The organism is Limosilactobacillus frumenti DSM 13145, from assembly GCF_001436045.1.
Taxonomy (GTDB): Bacteria; Bacillota; Bacilli; order Lactobacillales; family Lactobacillaceae; genus Limosilactobacillus; species Limosilactobacillus frumenti.
Window position 1 is genome coordinate 39,592 of record NZ_AZER01000005.1, and the last position, 19,500, is coordinate 59,091.

A 19,500-nucleotide genomic window follows, 5' to 3' on the forward strand; every position below is an offset into this window, starting at 1 on the left:
CGATTTTTTTGCCAGTGGAACGGTCCAAAGATTGATAATTTTATAATTGGTAGGGATCACTTATTTATCAGGGTTGCATGCGCCACCACTAAAAAGCGCATCAATCAGATGAAAGGAAGGCTGAAATGGCCAGAGTAAAGACACAGTATATTTGTCAAAATTGCGGGTACAATTCACCACGATATTTAGGACGCTGCCCAAACTGTGGTGAGTGGAATACCTTTGTTGAAGAACAAGTTGAAACTGGTGCTAAGGCAACGAAACAAGCGACAACGACCTTGACTGGTTTAGTTGCTAAGCCGCAAAAAATTAGTGACATTAATAGTCATGAAATGCCTAGAGTCAAGACTAAATTAAACGAATTAAACCGAGTCCTAGGGGGCGGAATTGTTCCAGGGTCTTTGATTTTAATCGGTGGTGATCCGGGAATTGGGAAATCGACCCTATTGCTTCAAGTATCCGGACAATTAAGTGATGAACATCACCGGGTCTTGTATGTTTCTGGGGAAGAAAGTGCCACTCAAATTAAGATGCGGGCGGAACGGCTGAATGTGGCCGCAGATGACTTTTATATTTATCCTGAAACAAATATGGATAGCATTCGAAACACCATTCGGGAGTTAAAGCCTGAATACGTCGTGATTGACTCTGTACAAACAATGCAAGCCACGGATGTTTCATCGGCGATTGGCTCTGTTTCCCAGATCCGGGAAGTGACTGCCCAGTTAATGCAGATTGCCAAGAGCAACAACATCACTATCTTTGTGGTCGGGCACGTAACAAAAGGTGGTGCCCTAGCAGGGCCAAAGATTTTGGAGCACATGGTAGATACCGTGCTGTACTTTGAAGGTGACCTTCACCATACTTATCGGATTCTACGATCAGTCAAAAACCGGTTTGGGTCCACTAATGAACTGGGTATTTTTGAAATGCATACTAATGGGTTGACCGAAGTTAAAAACCCATCCGAAATCTTTTTGGAAGAACGACTCAAGGATGCTACCGGTTCAGCAGTGGTAGTATCGCTCGAAGGAACCCGGCCAATCCTCGTTGAAATTCAGGCCCTGGTTACGCCAACTGTTTACGGTAATGCCCAGCGAACTGCTACCGGTTTAAGCCGAAACCGTGTATCATTAATAATGGCCGTTTTGGAGAAACGTGCTAACTTAATGCTGCAAAACCAAGATGCTTATTTAAAGGCGGCTGGTGGTGTTAAACTGGACGAACCTGCCATTGATTTAGCAATTGCTGTCAGCATCGCTTCTAGTTATCGTGACAAAGGGACCCGTCCATCGGATGCTTTTGTTGGCGAAGTTGGTTTAACAGGAGAAATCCGCCGAGTGAACCGCATCGAACAGCGGGTCGCCGAAGCACAGAAACTCGGTTTTGAGCGGATCTTTGTTCCCAAAAATAACTTAAAGGGATGGCAAGCACCATCCGGGATTGAAGTAATTGGGGTGGCAACGTTACGTCAAGCATTGCGGTTGGCATTAGGATAAAAATTTAATGAAAGGAGGAACCAATGTGGATTTACGAAAACGAATTGTACGCTTGATTTATGTAATTGTTGGTGCGGCAATCGGTTTTTATTACTTACCCCTGGTTTGGGACATCATGGGGTGGCATTTAAATAATGCTCTCCTTGTCTTTATTGACCTTTTTATTGGTGCAATTATTTTTTGGTTACTTTCATTATTATTGGCCGGGCCAACAATTCAACTAATTACCCGCATTGAAAAAGAACTGACCAAGCAAGGGCCGGTATACTTGTTTTTTGGGACTTTATTAACGGCCATCGGTCTGGCATTAGCGATCCTGGTTTCGATTCCCTTATGGCGGACATCGATTCCGGTAATTAACAATATTTTGCCAATTTTACTGATGGTAGTGTTCTCGTACTTTGGATACCGGATCGGGACGACGCGGTTAGATGAATGGAAGAACCTGCTTGCTAGTCGCCGTGGCCGCCGAAATGATGATAATGAAGTCATTACTGAACAGGATGCCAATTACCACCATTACAAAATTTTGGATACTAATATCCTGATAGACGGGCGAATTTATGATTTAGTCAAAACTGGCTTCTTGGAAGGAACGTTGCTGGTACCTAACTTTGTTTTATATGAACTGCAGTACATTGCTGATTCTGGTGAAAGTATTAAACGGGTCCGCGGACGTCGCGGATTGGATATTTTGAACAAACTGCGGGAAGAAAAAATTGTCCCAATCGAAATGTACGATGGTGACTTTGAAGATATCCCGGAAGTGGACTCAAAGTTAATTGCGTTAGCTAAGAAGGTTCACGGCGTAATCGTGACGAATGATTATAATCTTAATAAAGTCATCCAGTTCCAAAATGTCCAGGTCCTCAACATTAATAACCTGGCCAAGTCGCTGCGACCGCGTGTTATCCCTGGGGAAAAGCTGTCAGTCATCGTTGTTAAAAATGGTACTGAGCGGCAACAGGGGGTAGCTTATCTTGATGATGGTACAATGGTTGTTGTCGAAGATGGTCGTTTCTTTATGAACAAACGAATTGAAGTGGAAGTTACTAGTGCTTTGCAAACCGATGCTGGGCGCATGATCTTTGCACGTCCATTACATTCACAAAAAGGCATTGATGGACATTCAGATGATAGTCAATCGACAAAGAAAAAATGATTTTAAGCGGAGCATCTTTACTTTTGCTTAATAATTCGTTATGCTAGATATCGATGGTAATTCTTAACATTATCGATATCTTTTTTTATTTCGTTCGTGTTTAGAAAGGGGCGGTTATTGATGACCGATATTGAAATTGCTGATCAAGCGACAATGAAACCCATTCAAGAGATTGCAAAATCTATTGGCCTGAGTGACAATCAGATTGAACAATATGGTAAGTACAAGGCAAAGATTAGTTTGCCGGTTAACGAACAGGCAGATAAGAAGCATAAGTTAATCTTAGTAACTTCCATTAACCCAACTCCAGCTGGTGAAGGTAAGTCCACAGTCTTGGTTGGATTAGGGGATGCGTTAAATCAACTACACCACCAAACGATTATTGCCATGCGGGAACCTTCCATGGGTCCGGTATTTGGTATTAAGGGTGGAGCAACTGGTGGTGGCTATAGTCAGGTCATCCCCATGGAAGACATTAACCTCCACTTTACTGGTGACCTCCATGCTCTCACTAGTGCCAACAATACTTTAGCTGCTTTAATTGATAACTATGTGATGAGGGATAACGCTTTAAATCTCGATCCCCGGCGAATCATTTGGAAGCGGGTCGAAGATGTCAATGATCGCGCATTACGGAATGTAATCACTGGCCTTGGTGGAGTCATGCAGGGTGTTCCTCGTCAAACTGGTTTTGACATTACCGCTGCTTCCGAATTGATGGCGATCTTATGTTTGTCCGCCGACTTAATGGACCTTAAAAAACGGATTGGCCAAATTGTCGTCGGCTACACGTATGATCGGCAGCCCGTAACTGTTCATCAGTTAGGCTTTGAAGATGCAATTACTATTCTTCTTAAAGATGCTATTAAGCCAAACCTCGTTCAAACACTGGACCATACTCCTGCTATCATTCATGGTGGTCCATTTGCCAATATTGCGCATGGATGCAACAGTGTTTTAGCTACCCAAACCGCAATGAAGCTGGCAGATTATACCGTTACCGAAGCTGGTTTTGGTGCCGATCTGGGTGCAGAAAAGTTCTTAGATATCAAGCGACCAGTTCTCGGTAAGACACCTGATGCCATTGTAATTGTTGCTACTGTGCGGGCACTGGAATACAATGGTGGCGCGGCTTTAGCTGACTTGAAAAATGAACAATTACCCGCATTAAAGAAGGGGCTAGCCAACCTAAACCGCCACATTCACAACATGCAAAACTACGGTTTACCAGTGGTAGTTGCAATTAACCATTTTGTTAACGATACGGCAGCTGAAGTACAAACAATTGAAAATAATTGTAAGTCTCTTGGCGTGAACGTTGTTGTTGCAGATAGCTGGGCAAAGGGTGGTCAAGGTACTCAAGACCTCGCTAAGGAAGTTGTCCGGTTGGCAGATCAATCAAGTACCTTCCAGCCTTTGTATTCGGCTGACGATTCGATTGAAGACAAGGTTAATAAGATTGCTAAGCACATTTATGGTGCGGGAGAGGTTGCTTTTAGCAAGAAAGCACGTAAGCAACTGAAGCAATTCGCTGAATTTGGTTGGGATAAATTGCCCGTTTGTGTCGCTAAAACTCAGTATTCATTTACTGACGACCAAACGCAATTAGGCGCCCCTGAAGGATTCACCTTCCACATTCGGGAGTTTGTTCCTAAGTTGGGAGCGGGCTTTATCGTCGCCTTATCTGGTAATATGATGACGATGCCTGGGTTATCAAAACATCCGGCAGCAGCGAAGATGACGATTGACAAAGATGGTAAGATTACTGGATTATTTTAAAATTAAGAACGGTCTGGTTCGCGTTAATAGCGAGAACCAGACCGTTTGCCTTATTTCGAATAATTTTGAGTATCTTGCAAGTAGTGGTGGGCGTGATTAATCTTTGCTATTCAGTATTTGTGCTGTAGTATTTTTAAAAAGTAAACGGACGTATTGATAGCGCCATCAACGGCTAAATCAACACGCCCGTTTTAATTATTTAGATTTCTACTGTTACTAATACAGGATCTTTCTGACCACTTAACAGCGATGGATCATCTTGAAATTCAGACCGCACATTGATGATCTTGCCAGCAAATGGGGAGTTGAAAGTTTCAACGGCTTTTCCACCTTCGATATCAATAATCTGGTCATCCTTTTGGACTTGATCGTCAACTTGGGGAGTATCTAAGAAAGTGATATCACCCAACTCGTCAATGATCTTGGAGTCTAAACCAATCTTGACAGTGTCATGATCTTTTTGCCACCACAGGCCGTTTTCCTCATGATGGATTTGAGGCTTAATTCCGAAAAGGTTTTTGAACCAGTTAACAAAACTTTGCCACATAGTAATTCCTCCTTTAATCAGCGGAAAGGATTAATTGTGCTAATTGACTTGGATCAGCATGACCAAGGTTGGCATCCAAATCCGCTTTAGTTAATGCTTCTTCAATACTTGTTGCATCCATTTTAACACCAACCAGGGCTTGTTCGACCTTGTGCGGATCGCCAGCAGTGAAGAAATCACCATAGATCTTGTCTTCAGTGATTTGATTGTCCTTGACATTAAAGTTAAAGGCAATTGTCCCCACTGGGTAGTGTTTAGAAACGTAGTGCTTATAACCAGGGTTCTTACCATAATTCCATTCGTCAGTCCGGTATTTGGAGTCTAACCGTTGATCAATAATTGACCAGTCGTGATCAGTTAAGTGGTATGTTTCAACATCATCCATGGAGTCGACACCAAACATATGGCAAAGCAGGTAATTCTTGAAGTCCTCAGTGGTCCAATCTTGGTACTTTTCTGGGAGGTAAGGTTTGATGTTGGTTACCCGCGCATCAACTGACTTGACTCCCTTTGAAGCAAGCTTATCTTTTTCAGGGGTCAGCACTTCATTGGCTGCTTCCATGTTCAGGTCAAACATGATCGTCCCTCCAGCAGCGTAGGCATCATTAGCCTTGACAATGGCCATTCCAGAGAACTTCTTCCCATCAATTGCCATATCGTTTCGACCACGGACTTCTGCGGACTTAATACCTAAGTCATGCAGGGCATCAACAATTGGATCACCAATACGGTGGAAGTCGCCGAAGTGACCATCATCACCAATAATAATATTTTCAAAGACCAGGTTACCGTAATCGTGGTAAACAGCACCACCACCACTAGAACGACGAACCAACTCAATATTGTGTTTCTTCAAATATGGCAGGTCAATTTCAGCATAAGCGTTTTGGTTAACCCCGATGATAACGGCTGGTTGGTTGATATAACAAATGAGACCATGACCCTTTAGTCGTAAGTCGTTAATCAGGTAATTATCTAAAGATTGGTTAACAATTGCATCGTAGACTGGTTTGCCATTACGACTTGTATCAATAAAAAACATAAATACCACTCCTTGATCATTAAAACGGAATACGCTTACATTTTACCCCTAAATTGTGAACTAAGGTAGTAATCAGCCCTGAAAAAAGACAAAAGAAAAACAGCTATTACTTGAGGACGTAATAGCTGCTGAAATATGAAGATATTGGGGAGAATCTTCAAAATATTATTTTTGGTTACTATTGGGAGGAGTAATTGAAAAATAATAGGTTTCATTCTGTAGCAAGCTTCCTTGCTACAATTTATATACTAACAGGAGAATGTGAAGAAAGTGTGACCATCCTATTAAAAATGTTTTCTGTCCGTCAACCAAATTGCGGCTGCCTTAGTGCTTAGATATGGTAGTATATTACTTGAATATAAAGATGAAAGGAAGCAGACAACATGCTAACGATCTACAATACATTGACTCGCAAGCAAGAAGAATTTAAACCATTACATCCAGGGGTAGTTAACATGTATGTCTGTGGACCGACTGTCTACAACTATATCCACATCGGTAATGCCCGCAGCGCAATCGCTTTTGATACTGTGCGCCGGTACCTGGAGTTTAAGGGGTACAAGGTTAATTATGTTTCTAACTTTACTGATGTTGATGACAAAATGATAAAGGCTGCCCATGAACAAGGAATCACGGTTCCGCAACTGGCTGATAAATATATCAAGGCTTTTATGGAAGATACTAAGGCAATTAATATCGAACCAGCAACTCTCCATCCCCGTGCTACCGAAAACATTCCTGATATTATTAAATTTATTCAGGGACTGGTTGATAAGGGATATGCTTACGCTAAAGATGGGGATGTTTATTATCGTGCCCGTAAGTTCAAACACTACGGCCAGTTGTCCGGCCAATCTATTGACGACCTAGAAGTTGGTGCTAGTCAACACGTGAGCGCTGACGAGGTTGATAAGAAGGAAGATCCAATGGATTTTGCCCTCTGGAAGGCGGCTAAACCTGGTGAGATTAACTGGGATTCACCATGGGGAAAAGGTCGCCCTGGTTGGCATATTGAGTGCTCGGTCATGTCAACTAAATACCTGGCAAAGACCATCGATATTCATGCTGGTGGTCAAGACCTAGAGTTCCCACACCATGAAAACGAAATTGCCCAGAGTGAAGCGGAGACCGGTCAAAAGTTTGTCCGTTATTGGATGCACAATGGCTTTGTAACGATTGGTAAGGATAACGAGAAGATGAGTAAGTCTCTTCACAATTTCATTACCGTCCATGACATTATTAAAAAGGTTGATCCACAAGTGCTGCGGTTCTTTATGGCAACTACCCAGTACCGGCGGCCAATTCAATATAGCCAGGATAACCTCGTTGATGCGCAGAATAATTTGGAACATATTCAAACGGCTTTCGATAATTTGGAATACCGGCGGCAAGATGCCGTAGCAGGTAATGATCAAACCGTTGAAGATCATCTCGATGACTTTAAGCAGCAGTTTATTAAAGCGATGGATGATGATATTAACGTTCAGAACGGTATCACCGTTGTTTACGAACTCGTCAAGTATGCGAACGTTTATGCACAGTCATCTAAGGTCCACGAAGGTGCAATCGTGGCAATTCAAAAAGAATTACAAACCCTTCTCAGTATTTTTGGCATTGATTTAAAGGCGAGCGGGTCTCAAAAATTGGATGATCAACGTGTCCAAGCATTGATCGATGAACGGAATCAAGCACGGCAAGATAAGAACTTTGCTCGAGCAGACGAAATTCGTGACCAGCTTAAGACAGAGGGAATCATCTTAGAAGACACGCCACAAGGAACGCGTTTCAAGCGAACTAAGTAAATGGAAGGAATAGAATGGAAAAAGTAGATTATCAGCAAGTAAATGGTATTGCCCTCGCTTACCTGGGGGATGCAGTATACGAAGTCTTCATTCGGCAACACTTATTAAGTCGTGGCCTGACCAAGCCTACCAAGCTACAACGATTAGCAACCCATTATGTTTCGGCAAAGGCCCAAGCGGCCCTTATTGATTTAATGAAGCAGGACGAATTGTTAACCGATAAGGAATGGCAATACTTTAAGCGCGGGCGGAATGCTAATAGTCATACCCATGCTAAGCATACTTCAGTTTTGACTTACCGCATTTCAACGGGCTTTGAAGCGATGATGGGATACCTGCAATTGTCAGGACAACAAGACCGTTTGGCAGAATTAGCTGAGTGGTGTATTCAACAAGTGGAAGCGGGGCGGACAAAGCATGAACAATGAACATAGTGATTTTATCATTGGTCGTCATCCAGCAGTGATGGCACTGAAGTCAGACCAAGAAATTAATAAAGTTTTCATTCAAGCTGGTCTAAAATCGGATGCCATTGCGGAAATTATAAAATTGGCAAAGGAAAAACGTCTAGTGATTTCCAACGTGCCAAAGACTAAGCTAGATCAAATGACTGACCACCAAAACCACCAGGGGGTTGCTTTGGCAGTGGCGGCATATCAATATGCGACCATTGATGACCTTTTTGCCAATGCTGAACGTCAAGGGGAAGATCCGTTTTTCCTCATTTTGGATGAACTAGAAGATCCCCATAATCTCGGCTCAATTATTCGGACAGCCGATGCTGCTGGTGTTCACGGAATTATTATTCCACGACGGCGGGCGGTTGGACTAACCTCAGTAGTGGCTAAGACATCAACGGGGGCTCTCGAACATGTCCCCGTGGCCCGGGTAACCAACCTGGTGCAAACCGCTAAGGAACTTCAAGATCGTGGCGTTTGGCTGTTTGGTACTGATATGAAAGGCAAGGACTACCGGCAATGGGACGCTCACGGAGCAGTGGCCCTAGTGATTGGTAATGAGGGAAAGGGAATTTCATCCTTATTAAAGAAAACATGTGATGAAATGCTGACGATCCCAATGATTGGCCACGTTCAAAGTTTGAACGCCAGTGTTGCAGCGGGATTGTTAATCTACCAAGGCTTTAATTCTCGTCACCCATTAACCGATTAGTTGTTAAGAAAATTCATCAACAACGTGATACTTTTAACAAAGGGACCACTCTTTTTTTGGAGTGGTCTCTTTCTTTAAAACCTTGTATTACCAACACTTTACTATGCTTAGTGTTCTTAGAAGGTCGATAATGTTCGATTATAACGTTCGATCTGAAGTTCACTAGATCACAAAAATATGATCTTGGAAAGCCAGTAATTTGCTAAAGTACTATATGGCGACAGTCACCAAAATTTGTCTCATCATTTTGATTGGGCCCAGGATGCGACAAATTTTCCTGACGGTGAGAAAGGAGAGCTCACCGTACGGGCAATCACCTGCTATTGAAAATGTGTCGGTAGCTGTGCGATTGCGATAACTGCAATCAGAGGGGTGTGTCGGAGCCAAATCTAAGGAGAAAGGTGGTTTAGCGATGAAATTCGTTGAACCAAAAACACCAACGGATCACCAAGATCTGTTGATCGTCCAAAGATTGTTGCTTCAAGCACAATTGGGAGATGAAGAGAGCTTTACTAAGTTGTTTGTCAGATATGAACCATTAATTAGAAAGGTCTGGCGTCAACATTATGGAGCAGAGATTGAATATGCGGATTGGAAGCAAGAAGCGTTTATTATTCTATTTAGGGTCTTGGAGATGTATCCACAATTAGACTGCCATCAGTTTGGGAGCTATTATAAACGCAGCTTGATCCACCGGCATTTAGACCTATGCCGGAATCGTCAAGCCAATAAGCGTATTCCGCAGAATTCATTGTTTGACTTAAGCGATTATTTAGAAGAGCTAGCAATTCATACCGCAAATGATACAGTCGAAGAGATTAGCTATTGCCATTTTTGTTTGCAAGAATTGATTCGGGCTAGTTCATCATTTGAACGTGAAGTATTGATGTTACTGAATAGTGGCCAGACTACGGATCAAGTTAGCACACAATTAAACTGTAGCCGTCGCAAGGTGGAGTCAGCAGTCAATCGTTTGCGTCTTAAAACACTTCAAATCATGGATTAAAATAGTTTCAAGGCAAAAATAGTCAAGCGACCGTTTTTGCTTTTTTTGTGCGTTCATGCTAATCTATCATGTGTGTGGAGGTGATTGTATGTCCCAAAAGAAAGTTGCATTGGAATGTACGAAGTGCGGTGCGCATAATTACACGATTACCGCTAATCCTCAACGTCAAGAACGATTAGAAATTAAAAAGTTTTGTAAACACTGTGGCGGGTACACTCTTCACCGAGAAACCCGTTAGGCTTGGAGGAAATTATGCATCTGTTCCGTTTTATTAAAAGCGTTAATCATGAAATGCATTTAGTAGTATGGCCAACTGCCCGCGAAAATAGACGGGATACTACGATTGTTATTTCACTGACGATCTTCTTCGTCTTATTCTTTGCATTATTTGACTGGATTATTCAAATGCTAATGAAGTTGTTTGTCTAACTAGTAGTCAAATAGAAAACGATTTGTTATACTATCACTGATGAGCTTCGTGGATTACGCGAGCTTTTTTATTTTGGCAAAATTTTGATCGATTTGAATTAAGGAGGATTCATCGTGGAATCAAATGAAAAGCGCTGGTATGTGCTGCACACATATTCTGGCTATGAAAACCGGGTTAAGAGTAACTTGGAATCACGAGCACAGTCAATGGGAATGCAAGACTACATCTTCCAAGTAGTTGTTCCCGAAGAAGAAGTTCGCCAGGTTAAGGATGGTCAAGCAAAGGACATCGTTGAAAAGACTTTCCCTGGTTATGTGCTGGTTCAAATGGTAATGACCGACCAATCCTGGTACATTGCCCGGAACACCCCCGGCGTTACTGGTTTCTTAGGTTCCCACGGTGGTGGTTCTAAGCCAACACCACTTCTTCCTGAGGAAGTAGATCGGATCATGAAGCGGATGGGAGTTAAGACCGTTCAACATGATATCAACGTTAATGTTGGAGACAGTGTTAAGGTTATTGCTGGACCATTCGCTAACTTAACTGGTAAAGTGACCGAAGTTGACCACGAAAAGATGAAACTGAAGGTCAATGTTGAAATGTTTGGTCGGGAGACATCGGCTGAACTCGGCTTCGATCAAATTGACACGGTTGAATAAGCCGCTTCATCAACTTCACCCTTGAAAATCAGGGAAGAGTATGGTATTTTATTTGGGTATGCTATTCACATACTGTGGGAGAGGTAAATTTACTGCCTCATCATGACCACAACACGGACTAAGGAGGTTTTGTCTCGTGGCAAAGAAAGTAGCTAACGTTGTCAAGTTGCAAATTCCTGCGGGTGCTGCTACACCAGCTCCACCAGTAGGTCCTGCACTTGGTCAAGCAGGTATTAACATTATGGGCTTCACTAAGGAATTTAACGCTCGGACTGCAGACCAAAAGGGTATGTTGATTCCAGTTGTTATTACCGTTTATGAAGACCGTTCATTCGACTTCATTACTAAGACGCCGCCTGCTGCTGTCTTACTGAAGAAGGCCGCTGGTGTTGAACATGGTTCCGGTGAACCTAACACTAACAAGGTTGCTTCTGTAACCAAGGCACAAGTTAAGGAAATCGCCGAAACTAAGATGCAAGATCTAAACGCTGCTGATGTTGAAGCAGCAATGCGCATGATCGAAGGTACTGCACGGAGCATGGGCTTCACTGTTGAAGACTAATTGCTAACTGGCAGACCGGATATACTATCAAAGTAGTATGTCCCCGTGGGAGGTATTAACTCCGTTAGACCACATTTGCAAGGAGGAAAACACAAGATGGCTAAAAATCGTGGTAAGAAATACCAAGATGCGCTTAAAAAGGTTGACAGCAAGAAGCAATATGCTGTGAACGACGCAGTTCAATTAGTAAAAGATATTGATTTCGCTAACTTTGACTCAACTGTTGAAGTTGCATTTAAGTTAAACGTTGACACCAAGCAAGCTGATCAACAATTACGTGGTGCTGTAGTTCTGCCAAACGGAACTGGTAAGAAGCAAACTGTTATTGTTTTTGCTAAGGGTGAAAACGCAAAGGCTGCTCAAGAAGCAGGTGCCGACTTTGTTGGTGACACTGACTTGGCAGAAAAGATTCAAGATGGCTGGTTAGACTTTGATGTTGCCATTGCCACTCCTGACATGATGCCAGTTGTTGGTCGTTTGGGTCGTATTCTTGGACCTAAGGGCTTAATGCCAAACCCTAAGACTGGTACTGTTACGATGGACGTTGCAAAGGCTGTTTCCGATGCTAAGTCTGGTCAAGTAACTTACCGGACTGACCGGGATGGTAACGTTGCCGTGCCATTTGGTAAGGTATCATTCGACACTGATAAGTTAGTTGAAAACTTGAAGACTATTGAAGATATCGTTGTTAAGTCCCGTCCAGCTTCTGTTCGTGGTACTTACGTTCAACATGCTTCAATTGCTTCTACTTTCGGACCAAGTGTTACTCTTGATTTGGAAAGCTTCTAAGCAACTAAATCTTAATTATAAAAATCCAGGATCTTTTGATAAGGTCCTGGATTTTTTGGTTTAAAAATAAAGAGACCCTCATGTTTCCTGAAGGAATTACGAGGATCTCAGTATTAATTACTTTATTTTAATTTCATTTCCGTAAGTGGAACCAGGTGTGAATGACAAATCCATTTGTATCCCAGATATACGATGATAAAGAGGGGGACACTCATGTAAGTGATGAGAATGTTCGACCAATCAAGCTTAATAAAAGCATCAATATTTTGACCAGCAATAACAAGGACACAGAGAATGAATGCAAAAATTGGGCCAAACGGGAATAATCCAGCGTGGTAATTGAGTTCATCCAGTATGTGACCTTGTTTAATAAATCCGCGTCGGAAGCGGTAGTGGGCAATGGCAATGCCGAGCCATTCCATAAACCCTCCTAAACTGGATGCGGAAATAAGATAGTTATAAACATTTGGACCAATAAACTGGAGTGCCCAGAGAGCCAAGCTTAGAAATGACATGGCTAAGAAACTAATAATTGGGACACCACGATGGTTGATTCGGCGGAGCCGTTTCCATAGGAAGCCATCCATCGATTGTGAGTAGGTAATTCTGGTAATGGCGTACAGCCATGAGTTGGCAGATGAGAGTACCGCAATTAAGATAACAAAATTCATGATACCGGCGGCATATCGCAAGCCGGCATACTGAAAAATGAGGGTAAACGGACTCTTGATGATATCGGTAACATCTGAACTCAGCAGGTTCTTATTAGTATAAGGAAGAATACATGCAATTACGAAAATTGTACAGATATAAAATAGCAGAATGCGCCAAAAGGTCGCATGAATTGCCGTGGGGACACTATGTTTTGGATCAGCTGATTCACCCGCAGCAATGCCGACCATTTCGGTGCCCTGGAATGAGAACCCAGAAACAACGAATGCTGAGATGATACCTGGGACTCCATGGACAAACGGTGCCTGTTTGTAGGTGAAGTTCTTAAGGCCAATCGCTGAATGCCCACCAAGCCAGCCTAAGATGACGGCAATGCCGACGATAACAAAAATAATGACAGCAGCAACTTTTAAGAGTGCTAACCAAAATTCCGTTTCACCATATGTCCGGACTGAAAAATAGTTGATGGTAAAAATAATGATAAATGCTACAATACTAAAAATCCACGACGGAACGTGTGGAAACCAAAAGTTCATCACGATTCCAACTGTTGATAATTCGAGGGCCACCGTAATTGCGCCACAGAACCAATAATTCCAACCCATCGCAAAGCCAAGGGCCGGGTCGACATAGCGGGTAGCATATTCGGTAAACGAACCGCTCCGGGGATTATAGGTAGCCATTTCAGCAAGACTAGTCATGAGAAAGTACACCATAATTCCCATAATAAAGTAAGCAATTAAACTACCACCAGGTCCAGCGGTAGTAATAGCGGAACCGGATGCAATGAAAAGCCCGGTTCCAATTGTGCCACCTAACGCAATCATTGATAGGTGACGGGTTTGTAAAGTGTGGTGAATATGACCATTTGATTGATCAGTGTTCATTTCAACCCTTCCTTCCATTGACAATGCTTACTATTTTATAGTATTTTGCTGGCTAAGTTAAATAAAATGAATATTTGATTCACAATCGAATGGTCATTATTTTGAGTATCCTTAACTTAATGTAATTAGGAATAATAATGATGATAGGCCTTTACAAGAATGGATGGCTTATGGTAAACTATCAAAGTTGATTAAATATGACTCTGCCTAAGACTCAGGTGGCGAAAGCCTTAATCCAATGCCTGCCGAGGAAGAAATGAAAGTTCCTTCTCTATGTCTGCGGTCATAGGGATTTTTTTATAAATCCAATCAAACAACATTGCAGGAGGTGAAAATTCATGAGTGAAGCAGCTATTGCTAAGAAGGCAGAAATCGTTAAGCAAACTGTTGATTTGATTAACGCTGCTGAATCAGCTATTGTTGTTGATTATCGTGGCTTAACTGTTGCCGAAGTAACTGACTTACGTAAGCAACTCCGTGATGCCGGTGTTCAAATGTCCGTTATCAAGAACAAGATTCTTGACCGGGCCGTTGAAGGTACTGACTACGAAGACTTGAAGAGCACTTTTGTTGGCCCAACCGCTGTTGCCTTCTCAAACGAAGACCCAATTGCTCCAGCAAAGATCTTGAAGAAGTTCGCTGATGACCACGACGCTCTTGAAATCAAGGGTGGCTTCATCGAAAAGGAAATCAAGTCTCTCGATGAAATCAACGTATACGCTACTATGCCAAGTCGCGAAGATCTGTTGTCAATGCTTGCATCTGCACTGCAAGATCCAATGCGGAAGATTGCACGTGCTGTCAAGGCAGTTGCCGACAAGGGCGAAGACGAAGCCGCATAATAGTAGTATTACCATTTACTATCAATACAAAATTAATTACCTAAATATTGGAGGAAATAAACATGGCTTTTGATAAGGACGCTATCATTGCTTCATTAAAGGAAGCATCAATCTCTGACCTTAACGACTTGGTTAAGGCTATTGAAGACGAATTTGACGTTTCTGCTGCTGCTCCAGTTGCAGCTGCAGGTGCTGCTGGTGGCGACGCTGCTGCTAAGGACAGCTTCACTGTTGAATTAACTGAAGCTGGTTCTGCTAAGGTTAAGGTTATCAAGGCTGTTAAGGACATCACTGGTGTTGGCCTTAAGGATGCTAAGGACCTTGTTGACGGTGCTCCTTCCACTATCAAGGAAGACGTTAAGGAAGACGAAGCTAACGACATCAAGGAAAAGCTTGAAGCCGCTGGTGCTACTGTTACCCTTAAGTAGTCATAAATTATACCCAAATGGTTACCTTTTGAGGTGGCCATTTTTTATTTTTAAAAATAAGTTATTTGGTGATTTTATTGAAAACGTCTACAATAAAAATAGACACATTTTTACTAAGTGCTTAAAAAGGAGATAATTTGAATGGCTTGTACAACAATCTTGGTTGGTAAAAAGGCAACTGCCGATGGTTCAACAATTGTCGCTCGGAATGAAGATTTCGGTCACGCCTTCAATCCGAAGCGATTTATTGTGGTGACTCCTGATAAACAACCACGTCATTACCAATCAGTAACGTCTAAAATCAAAATTGATTTGCCAGATGATCCACTCCGTTATACTGCGGTTCCAGAAACGGCTCCTATGCAGAAGAAGATGGGAATTTGGGGCGAAGCAGGTATTAACGCTGCTAATATAACTATGTCTGCCACGGAAACGAGTACTACAAATTCACGTATTTTAGGAATTGACCCCCTCGTTAAAAAGGGAATCGGTGAAGAAGATCTTGTTACGATCGTTTTGCCATATATTCATTCCGCTCGAGAAGGAGTTCAACTGTTGGGTTCCTATCTCGAGAAATATGGGACTTATGAATCTAACGGCGTGGCTTTCTCTGATAAGGATGAAGTTTGGTACATGGAGACAATTGGTGGTCATCATTGGGCTGCTAAGCGTGTTCCTGACGATTGTTACGTTGCGGCACCAAACTGGTTCAGTATTACCGATTTTGAATTCCAGTCCGATGACACCATGGCGTCGACTGATTTGGAAGACATGATTAAGCAACATAACTTGAACATTGATCATAGTCAGCACTACAATTTCCGACATATTTTTGGTAGTCACCAGGATTCTGACTATCGTTATAATGTGCCACGGGAATGGTACATTCAAAAACTGTTTAATCCAAGTGATGTTGAAGCGCCGGATAATCCAAACTTACCATTTGCGCGGCAACCGGAACAACAATTAACGATTGAAGATATTAAGTATGCACTGAGCTCACGGTATCAACGGACACCATACGATCCGTACGATAAGCGGGGAAGTGAAGCAGATCGGCACGCCTTTCGGCCAATTGGGCTCCAACGGAATTCTGAAGTTCACCTTCTCCAAATACGGAATAATGTCCCTGAATCAGTGGCCGGGATCTGCTGGTTAGCATTTGGGCCGAACGCCTTTAATGCGATTGTTCCATTCTACACGAATGTTGAGGACACCCCAGCACTGTATCGGGATACGAAGGAGCACTTCAATATTAATAATATGTACTGGGTCACCCACTTGTTAGCAACGATCATTGATGATCATCCAAATCGCTACCAGGCAAGTCTGGAAGATATGAAACAAAAGACGGTAGCCGCTGGTCGCCATGTTTTACTGATGACCGATCCTGCAGCGGATCAACTGAAAGGGGATCAACTTCATCAGAAATTACAAGAAGCCAACGAGACTACTGCTCAGCAGGCATACAAGTTAGCGATGAAGTGCCTAGGTGAACTGGTTGAAACTGGTTCTCTGCAAATTCGGCTCAACTTCTAATAATATAATGATGGACTTTCTAGAAGCTATTCTGGTAAGCCCATTACTGGGTTTAAAGGAGGCATTGCAATGGTAATGGTCAAAGAAGGATATTTGCCGTTTGGTAAGTGGCGGACCTATTATCGGATCGTGGGTCAACCAAGCGACGCTGTACCGCTCGTGTTACTACATGGTGGTCCGGGATCGAGTCACAACTACTTTGAAGTACTTGATGAACTAGCACTGAAAAGTCATCGTCAACTTATTATGTATGATCAGTTAGGCTGTGGAAACTCATCAATCCCTGACCAGCATCCAGAACTTTATAATGCCCAGACATGGGTGCATGAATTGGTCAATTTACGTGAACAGCTCCATTTAGATAAGATGCACTTACTAGGTCAATCTTGGGGTGGAATGTTAGCGATCATTTACTTGTGTGATTATCATCCTACAGGGATTCAGTCAGTAATCTTATCTAGCACGCTTTCTTCAGCCAGTCTGTGGTCTAGTGAACTACATCGCTTAATTAAATTTCTGCCCCAGGGAGAACAGAAAGCCATTAACGATGCGGAAGCAAACGATGATTTTAGTAGCCCCACTTACCAAGCAGCCAATCACCACTTTATGGAATTACACGCCGCTAAAGTAAATGCCAATTCGCCAGAGCCACTAAGACGGCCAGTACATGGTGGCGATAAAGCCTACTTAACTGCATGGGGACCAAACGAATATTGTCCTAATGGTAACTTGCATGACTATGAATATACTGACCAGCTAGTTCACTTAACGACGCCGGCTCTGATCATTGATGGTACTAATGACCTATGTACGCCCTTAGTTGCCAAAACGATGGCTGACCGCCTCACAAATGCGGAATGGCATCTTTTCCAAGGGGCCCGGCACATGGTATTTGCAGAACAAACGGCGAAGTATGAGCAATTGGTAACGAATTGGTTAAATCGGCACGATGATTGAAAAGGTTTGTTGAAGGTCATTTCACATAGCGTTAAACTTAATAAGCGTAAGACATATGAACTATTTTTGGGAGGATAATTATGAAGCTTAACAATAAGAAGCGGTTAATGGCAGTGATGATGACTGCTGTACTGGCGAGCCCAGTTGTCGCAAGTTCTTTTGCCTTAGCCGATAATGCTACCGGTTCCCCTGAAGAACAGGCAGATATTACTAACTGGATTGCTAATACCCCACAGCAAATTTCAAACAACATGGCAATGCAGCATATTGACACTAATAACCTGAACGGGACCCGTTATGTCATCCAGTGGGGAGATACTTTATCAGGAATTTCTGCTGCTACTGGTATTTCCGTGGCCAAATTATGTTATGACAATAACATTCAAAATGCTAACCTGATTTACGCTGGCGACGTATTAATCCTGAACCGAAATGGATCAGTTCCGGCAGGGTATGATCCTAATGTCAACCCCAATGTTGTTGCCCAGACTAAGGTCACCATTAATAACGGACCAACTAACGTGAATATTGTTGTTAAACCCCAGACAGTTACAAAGAATGTGGACCACTCGACTAACGTCTACTCAGCTAATAATAACAATAATAATTCAACTAATGGTTCTAGTGAATCTTCCTCTAGCGCTGCAACTAACGATAGTTCAACTAAGACTACTAAGAGTCATAAGCACCATAAGCTTTCGGCAGGACAAATTGTTGATGAGCTTTCGGATGCTGCTGGCGATAATTCTAAGTTGTCATTTGAAAAGTACGATGCGGATGACAATAGTGATGCCAAGGAAATTGACAATGATGCTGAAGCAACGATCACTAAGGATATTAAGAATAAGGACTATGATCAGGCCGTTAAGGAAATTCAAGATCAATTAGATGACGACGATAAGAACGCAACTGTGTACGTAGAATACTCAGATGGCGAAGTTCACATCTATATTGAACATAGTGATGACGACAGCAGTGACAGTAGTAGCTCGTCGCAGAACAGTGACAGCAGCAGTCAATCCACTGATTCAAATAACGACGAAGATACCAATACTAGTGACGATGATGATTAATGAGGTGGTATTGACTTATGCAAAAGAAAACACGGACAATCATTAGCATTATTGTGGCTGTTATAATTATTCTTGGTGGTTGGTATTTATATGCTAGTCATTCAGTTGCCTCTCATGTTCCTGGTCACGTTTATCAGTATTCAGGCGTATCTGACAATCAAAATGCCTACATGACCTTTTCTAAAGATAGTGACGAGGCGGTAGTTACTCCTGACAAGAGTACTGCTATGAAGGCTAACAATAACTCCAGCGACTTTGATAATGTTTATCGTTCTCAAGCAGATCAAGGGAAGTGGAACTACAAAGCCCAAGGAAGCAAACTGACCCTCTCTAAGAACCAGGATGGCAAAGTTTCAATGTGGCAATACAACAATGTTTTAGTCTTTGGTAAAAAGATGCATTCAAGTAGCTTTACTTATCAAATTGCTAATGCTGGGCAGGGGGTTGATCACAAGTCAACTAACTTTACCCGGGTTAAATAAAAGGCTTAAGTAATGCGAGACGCTTACTTAGCGATATGCAGATAAAAAGGGAGTGAGACAGAACTAGCTTGCTAGTTTGTTTTCGAACCCCGCAAGTACAAAGAGGACTCTAGTGTTCTGAAGTGAACCCCCATAGTTGGACAAATACATCCAACTATGGGGGTTTAGTATGG

21 protein-coding genes and 1 other annotated feature are annotated in these 19,500 nt (G+C 42.5%); of the genes, 18 read left to right on the plus strand and 3 right to left on the minus strand.

Annotated elements, in window-relative coordinates:
• Positions 1-125 precede the first annotated feature (125 nt).
• The 3 genes from radA (at position 126) to FD27_RS01300 (ending at position 4,440) form a co-directional block, all read left to right on the plus strand.
• Complete coding sequence (gene radA / locus FD27_RS01290; protein ID WP_057748334.1) at positions 126-1,499, plus strand: DNA repair protein RadA; 1,374 nt, start codon at positions 126-128, stop codon at positions 1,497-1,499.
• A gap of 7 nt (positions 1,500-1,506) precedes the next feature.
• Complete coding sequence (locus FD27_RS01295) at positions 1,507-2,661, plus strand: PIN/TRAM domain-containing protein (protein ID WP_057748337.1); 1,155 nt, start codon at positions 1,507-1,509, stop codon at positions 2,659-2,661.
• Between the two features lie 117 nt (positions 2,662-2,778).
• Positions 2,779-4,440, plus strand: a complete 1,662-nt coding sequence (locus FD27_RS01300) for a formate--tetrahydrofolate ligase (protein WP_057748339.1) — start codon at positions 2,779-2,781, stop codon at positions 4,438-4,440.
• Positions 4,441-4,639: 199 nt separating this feature from the next.
• Here the strand turns inward: FD27_RS01300 and FD27_RS01305 are convergent, their stop codons facing one another.
• A complete protein-coding gene (locus FD27_RS01305; RefSeq protein ID WP_057748342.1) occupies positions 4,640-4,987 on the minus strand; it encodes a glycine cleavage system H family protein in 348 nt (115 codons plus the stop codon).
• A 13-nt stretch (positions 4,988-5,000) separates the two neighbouring features.
• Positions 5,001-6,029 (minus strand): lipoate--protein ligase, encoded by a 1,029-nt coding sequence (locus FD27_RS01310; RefSeq protein ID WP_057748345.1) that lies wholly within the window; start codon positions 6,027-6,029, stop codon positions 5,001-5,003.
• Positions 6,030-6,412: 383 nt separating this feature from the next.
• On the opposite strand from FD27_RS01310, the gene cysS reads away from it, so the two are divergent.
• From cysS to rplA, 9 genes are all read left to right on the plus strand, one after another.
• Positions 6,413-7,831 (plus strand): cysteine--tRNA ligase, encoded by a 1,419-nt coding sequence (gene cysS, locus FD27_RS01320; protein ID WP_057748351.1) that lies wholly within the window; start codon positions 6,413-6,415, stop codon positions 7,829-7,831.
• A gap of 14 nt (positions 7,832-7,845) precedes the next feature.
• Entirely contained in the window at positions 7,846-8,259 is a 414-nt protein-coding gene (locus FD27_RS01325) for a Mini-ribonuclease 3 (RefSeq protein WP_057748355.1), read from the plus strand.
• A complete protein-coding gene (rlmB, locus tag FD27_RS01330; RefSeq protein ID WP_057748359.1) occupies positions 8,249-9,001 on the plus strand; it encodes a 23S rRNA (guanosine(2251)-2'-O)-methyltransferase RlmB in 753 nt (250 codons plus the stop codon). Before FD27_RS01325 ends, rlmB begins: the two co-directional genes overlap by 11 nt.
• 412 nt (positions 9,002-9,413) lie before the next feature.
• On the plus strand, positions 9,414-10,007 hold the full coding sequence (locus tag FD27_RS01335; RefSeq protein ID WP_057748362.1) for a sigma-70 family RNA polymerase sigma factor: 594 nt from the start codon (positions 9,414-9,416) through the stop codon (positions 10,005-10,007).
• A gap of 88 nt (positions 10,008-10,095) precedes the next feature.
• On the plus strand, positions 10,096-10,245 hold the full coding sequence (gene rpmG, locus FD27_RS01340; protein WP_057748365.1) for a 50S ribosomal protein L33: 150 nt from the start codon (positions 10,096-10,098) through the stop codon (positions 10,243-10,245).
• Positions 10,246-10,259: 14 nt separating this feature from the next.
• The gene (gene secE / locus FD27_RS01345) at positions 10,260-10,436 is read left to right on the plus strand and encodes a preprotein translocase subunit SecE (RefSeq protein ID WP_057748369.1); all 177 of its coding nucleotides are present in this window, start codon (positions 10,260-10,262) and stop codon (positions 10,434-10,436) included.
• 114 nt (positions 10,437-10,550) lie between these two features.
• A complete protein-coding gene (gene nusG, locus FD27_RS01350) occupies positions 10,551-11,096 on the plus strand; it encodes a transcription termination/antitermination protein NusG (protein WP_057748371.1) in 546 nt (181 codons plus the stop codon).
• A gap of 136 nt (positions 11,097-11,232) precedes the next feature.
• Entirely contained in the window at positions 11,233-11,658 is a 426-nt protein-coding gene (gene rplK / locus FD27_RS01355) for a 50S ribosomal protein L11 (protein WP_003717526.1), read from the plus strand.
• Positions 11,659-11,754: 96 nt separating this feature from the next.
• On the plus strand, positions 11,755-12,447 hold the full coding sequence (gene rplA / locus FD27_RS01360) for a 50S ribosomal protein L1 (RefSeq protein WP_057748374.1): 693 nt from the start codon (positions 11,755-11,757) through the stop codon (positions 12,445-12,447).
• Positions 12,448-12,569: 122 nt separating this feature from the next.
• On the opposite strand, the gene FD27_RS01365 is transcribed toward rplA, so the two are convergent.
• Positions 12,570-14,006 (minus strand): amino acid permease, encoded by a 1,437-nt coding sequence (locus FD27_RS01365; RefSeq protein ID WP_057748377.1) that lies wholly within the window; start codon positions 14,004-14,006, stop codon positions 12,570-12,572.
• Positions 14,007-14,194: 188 nt separating this feature from the next.
• Positions 14,195-14,313: a sequence feature (ribosomal protein L10 leader region), on the plus strand.
• Between the two features lie 31 nt (positions 14,314-14,344).
• On the opposite strand from FD27_RS01365, the gene rplJ reads away from it, so the two are divergent.
• The 6 genes from rplJ (at position 14,345) to FD27_RS01395 (ending at position 19,327) form a co-directional block, all read left to right on the plus strand.
• Entirely contained in the window at positions 14,345-14,848 is a 504-nt protein-coding gene (gene rplJ / locus FD27_RS01370; RefSeq protein WP_057748380.1) for a 50S ribosomal protein L10, read from the plus strand.
• Between the two features lie 62 nt (positions 14,849-14,910).
• Entirely contained in the window at positions 14,911-15,276 is a 366-nt protein-coding gene (gene rplL, locus FD27_RS01375; protein WP_057748383.1) for a 50S ribosomal protein L7/L12, read from the plus strand.
• A 141-nt stretch (positions 15,277-15,417) separates the two neighbouring features.
• Positions 15,418-16,815 carry a C69 family dipeptidase gene (locus tag FD27_RS01380; RefSeq protein ID WP_057748387.1) on the plus strand — a complete coding sequence of 466 codons (1,398 nt, stop codon included), beginning with the start codon at positions 15,418-15,420 and terminating at the stop codon, positions 16,813-16,815.
• Positions 16,816-16,884: 69 nt separating this feature from the next.
• The gene (pepI, locus tag FD27_RS01385) at positions 16,885-17,772 is read left to right on the plus strand and encodes a proline iminopeptidase (protein ID WP_057748395.1); all 888 of its coding nucleotides are present in this window, start codon (positions 16,885-16,887) and stop codon (positions 17,770-17,772) included.
• A gap of 80 nt (positions 17,773-17,852) precedes the next feature.
• Entirely contained in the window at positions 17,853-18,845 is a 993-nt protein-coding gene (locus FD27_RS01390) for a LysM peptidoglycan-binding domain-containing protein (RefSeq protein ID WP_057748397.1), read from the plus strand.
• Between the two features lie 17 nt (positions 18,846-18,862).
• Positions 18,863-19,327 carry a hypothetical protein gene (locus FD27_RS01395; RefSeq protein ID WP_057748400.1) on the plus strand — a complete coding sequence of 155 codons (465 nt, stop codon included), beginning with the start codon at positions 18,863-18,865 and terminating at the stop codon, positions 19,325-19,327.
• Positions 19,328-19,500: the final 173 nt, after the last annotated feature.